3 protein-coding genes, 1 tRNA gene and 1 other RNA gene are annotated in these 3,800 nt (G+C 72.6%); all 5 read left to right on the plus strand.

Translation table 11 applies throughout. The annotated features are described in order from the left end of the window. The coding region (locus tag BN12_RS25480; RefSeq protein WP_456093707.1) for a mannosyltransferase YkcB-related protein at nt 1–652 on the plus strand (652 nt) is incomplete at its 5' end. Between the two features lie 337 nt (nt 653–989). Then, entirely contained in the window at nt 990–2,213 is a 1,224-nt protein-coding gene (locus BN12_RS20615; protein WP_048555401.1) for a bifunctional glycosyltransferase family 2/GtrA family protein, read from the plus strand. An 82-nt stretch (nt 2,214–2,295) separates the two neighbouring features. Further along, nucleotides 2,296–2,389: transfer RNA gene (locus BN12_RS20620), tRNA-Ser, on the plus strand. Between the two features lie 338 nt (nt 2,390–2,727). Next, nucleotides 2,728–2,824, plus strand: an RNA gene (ffs, locus tag BN12_RS24010) — signal recognition particle sRNA small type. A gap of 165 nt (nt 2,825–2,989) precedes the next feature. Next, nucleotides 2,990–3,748: an AfsR/SARP family transcriptional regulator gene (locus tag BN12_RS20625; protein ID WP_157635599.1), complete on the plus strand. Its 759-nt coding sequence runs from the start codon at nt 2,990–2,992 to the stop codon at nt 3,746–3,748. Nucleotides 3,749–3,800: the final 52 nt, after the last annotated feature.

Below are 3,800 nucleotides of genomic sequence, written 5' to 3' on the forward strand. Positions count from 1 at the left end.
CCCCCCGGGCGGCGGCGGTATGCCGGGAGGCGGCTTCGGCGGGGCCGGCGGCGGGCTGCCGGGTGGCCGGACGCAGGGCGGGACGGGCACGTCCAACGGCACGGGCTCCCAGGGTGGAACGTCCAACGGGACCGGATCGTCCGACGGCACCGGTGCGCAGGGCGGGACGTCCAACGGGACCGGCCAGACCCAGCAGGGCCAGGGGACGACGGGGGGAGCGACGACCGGTGGGCCCGGTGGCGGGATGGGCGGCCTGCTCAACGCCTCGACGCCGAACACCGAGGTCGTCGCCGCGCTGACCGCGAACGCCGACGACTACACGTGGGTCGCGGCGGCCATCGGCTCGCAGAACGCGGCCGGCCTCCAGCTCGCCTCTCAGGAGCCGGTCATGGCGATCGGCGGGTTCAACGGATCCGACCCGAGCCCCACGCTGGCCCAGTTCGAGGCCTACGTGAAGGCGGGGAAGATCCACTACTTCCTCGCGAGCAGCATCGGCGAGGGAGGCGGAAATGGCACGGCGTCCCAGATCACCCAGTGGGTCGAGGACAACTACACCCAGGTGACGATCGGCGGCACGACGTTCTACGACCTCACCCAGCCGCTCTCGTCCTCGTCCTCGTCGAGCTCGACCGGGTCGTCGACCACGGGCTGACCGGTCATGCCCACCCCGACGACCGAGAGGTCCGGGCCGGCTCCCGGAGCCGACCCGGGCCCGGGCCGTCGGGACATGGCCCCGACCACCCCCGGGACGCCTCCCACCTGGCGTTCTGGCACCCGATCGGGGTCTGTGCACCACGCCCGGGACGCCCCCTCACCTGGCGGTCTGGCACCCGATCGGGGTCTGTGCGCCACGCCCGGGCGGCCCTCACCTGGCGCTCTGGCACCCGATCGGGGTCTGTGCACCACCGAGGCGGTTGCCCAGGACTCCGCATACCGACCTCGGAACCCATCCGCATACCGAACCGGCCCATCTCTGGAGAGGAACTCCGATGACCAGACCCGTGCTCGACGTCGTCGTCCCCGTCCACAACGAGGAGCGGACCCTCGCCGCCTGTGTCCGGCGGCTCGACGCCCACCTCATCGCGACCTTCCCGTATCCCTTCCGGATCACCATCGCCGACAACGCGAGCACGGACGGTACGTGGACCGTGGCGGAGGGTCTCGTCGCCGGTATGCCGTCGGTCGCTGCCGTCCGTCTCGAGGCGAAGGGGCGGGGACGGGCGCTGCGCCAGGTGTGGCTCGCCTCGGACGCGCCGGTCCTCGCATACATGGACGTCGACCTGTCGACGGATCTCGACGCGTTGTGGCCGCTCGTCGCACCGCTCATGTCCGGCCACTCCGACCTCGCGATCGGCACGCGGCTCCACCGGTCGTCGCGGGTCGTCCGCGGGCCGAAGCGCGAGCTTATCTCCCGGTGCTACAACGGGGTGCTCCGGGTCGGCCTCGGCGCACGGTTCTCCGACGCCCAGTGCGGATTCAAGGCGATCCGCGCCGACGTCGCGCAGGAGCTGCTGCCCCTCGTCGAGGACACGTCGTGGTTCTTCGACACCGAGCTGCTCGTCCTCGCCGAGCGGTGCCGGCTGCGGATCCACGAGGTGCCCGTCGACTGGTACGACGACCCGGACAGTCGTGTCGACATCGTCGGGACGGCGGCCGACGACCTGCGGGGGGTCCTTCGGATGCGTCGCGCCTTCCGGCGCGGTTCCCTGCCGACCGCGGCGATCGCCGCGCGGATGGGGCGGCGGGCGCCGGTCTCCGGGGTCGGGTCGCAGGTCCTCCTGTTCGCCCTCATCGGTGCGCTCAGCTATGTGCTCCAGCTCGGACTCTTCGGGTCCCTCCGAGAGCTCGGGGTCGGAGCGCAGCTGGCCAACGTCGTCGCCCTCCTCGCCTCGACGGTCGTGAACACGGCGGCGAACCGGCGGTGGACGTTCGGGATCCGGGGGCCGTCGGGCACGGTCCGCCACCAGCTGCAGGGTCTCGGCATCGTGGCCGGCACGCTGGCCCTCACGGCCGGTTCGCTCGGGCTGCTCCACGTGCTGTGGGCCGCACCGCCCACGTGGGTCGAGACGGCGGTCGTCGGGGTCGCGACGGCGGCGGCCACGGTCGGCAAGTTCGTCGTCATGAAGCGGTTCGTCTTCCGTCAGCCGGACGACGGCGGGCCGCGCCTCGACGACGCCGGCACCTGTCGGGCGTCCGCTCGGTCGGCGGCCTGAGATCGGCCTTGCGAACCGGGTTCACCGTGTCAGGGGCCGGTTTGGACGGCGGGTGTTCGGACAGATAGCCTGTGCGGCGCGTGGAGGCGTCGCCTAGTCCGGTCTATGGCGCCCGCCTGCTAAGCGGGTTTGGGTCTTAAAGCCCATCGAGGGTTCAAATCCCTCCGCCTCCGCCAATGAGTAACCCCCGGGAGCGTGCGACCGGGGGTTACTCATTGGCGGAGCCGAGGGATGCCGGGAGCAGGAGCGGGCGCCGCGAGGTACGAGCGTCGTCCGCGACGGCGGCTCCCTCCGCCTCCGCACGTGCCGAGGCGTTGCTGTTGAGCGTGGCTCGGGACGACATCTTCTCGGCACGTGCGGAAGGCCCACCTCGGCACGTGCCGGAGGGGGAGCTCGGTATGTGCGGGAGCGAACGGCATACCGGCTGGTCCAAACACGCCCCAACGGCGCGGGGACGCTCAGGGTGCCAGTCCACGGGCGATTCGGATGTGTGGACGGGTCCGTCTACGATGGTGCCGGCACCCCGCGTGGTGGTACCTCACTGAACTCCCCCAGGGCAGGAATGCAGCAAGGGCAGGTGAGCTCTTCCAGGTACGCGGGGTGTCCTCGTGTTCCCGCACGCCGCCGTCTTCCCATCTGCCCGGCACTCGCGCCATGCTGGTGGTGGGCTGTCGAACGGTGGGCGGCCCGATGTGGGCGCGAACGGCTCGCACGCCTCGGCCCCCGGGCCCGGGTCGCGGTCGGGCGCCGGTCCGACCGAGCCGGGGAGGCGTCCGGTGAGCGAGATCCATTCGGGGTCCATCGGACCGCTGCTGCGCGTGGAGGTCATGTACCAGTTCCGCGTCCTCGCCGCCGGCCGGGTCGTCACCCTGCCCATCGCGTGCGAGCAGGTGGTGGCGCGCCTCGTCGTCGAGGACCGACCGTGCCCCCGGCCGGCCCTGGCTCGGGGGTCCTGGCCCGACCGGAGCGACCGAGACGCGGGCGCGCTCCTTCGCCGGGCTCTGTGGCGCGTCAACCGGGACGTTCCGGGACTGCTCGAGGGCGACGGCCGGCAGGTCGGACTCGCCACCGGGGTGGACATCGACCTCGCCGAGGTGCAGCGGCTCTCCGAGGCCGTGAACCAGGGCGCGCCTCCCGCCAGCGCGCACGCCGTCCGGCTCCTCCAGGGGGATCTCCTGCCGCAGTGGTCCGAACCTTGGCTCGAGGCGCCCCGCGAGTCGCTGCGGCAGGTCCGCCTCCACACGCTCGAATCCCTCGCGCGCAACGATCTGGACGCGGGCCGACCGGTGGGTGCGCTCCTCGCGTCGCTCGCCGCGGTCGGGATCGATCCCCTGCGTGAGAGCGCCCACCGGATCGTCATCTCGGCACATCTGGCGGAGGGCAACGTCTCGGAGGCCTACCGGCACTACGCGCAGTACCGCGACCTGCTGTGGGCCGAGATGCGGCTGCGCCCCAGCGCCCGGCTCGAGGGCATGCTCTCCGACGGCGCGCAGGTGCTGCCCCTCGGTCCGCGACGCGGCGTCCTCGACGCCTGACGTCGGTCGGGCTTCCGGCCCCGACCGGCCGGCCCGGGGGTGGTGCACAGGC

Origin of the sequence: Nostocoides japonicum T1-X7 (genome assembly GCF_001046855.1) — a bacterium.
Classification (GTDB): Bacteria; Actinomycetota; Actinomycetes; order Actinomycetales; family Dermatophilaceae; genus Nostocoides; species Nostocoides japonicum.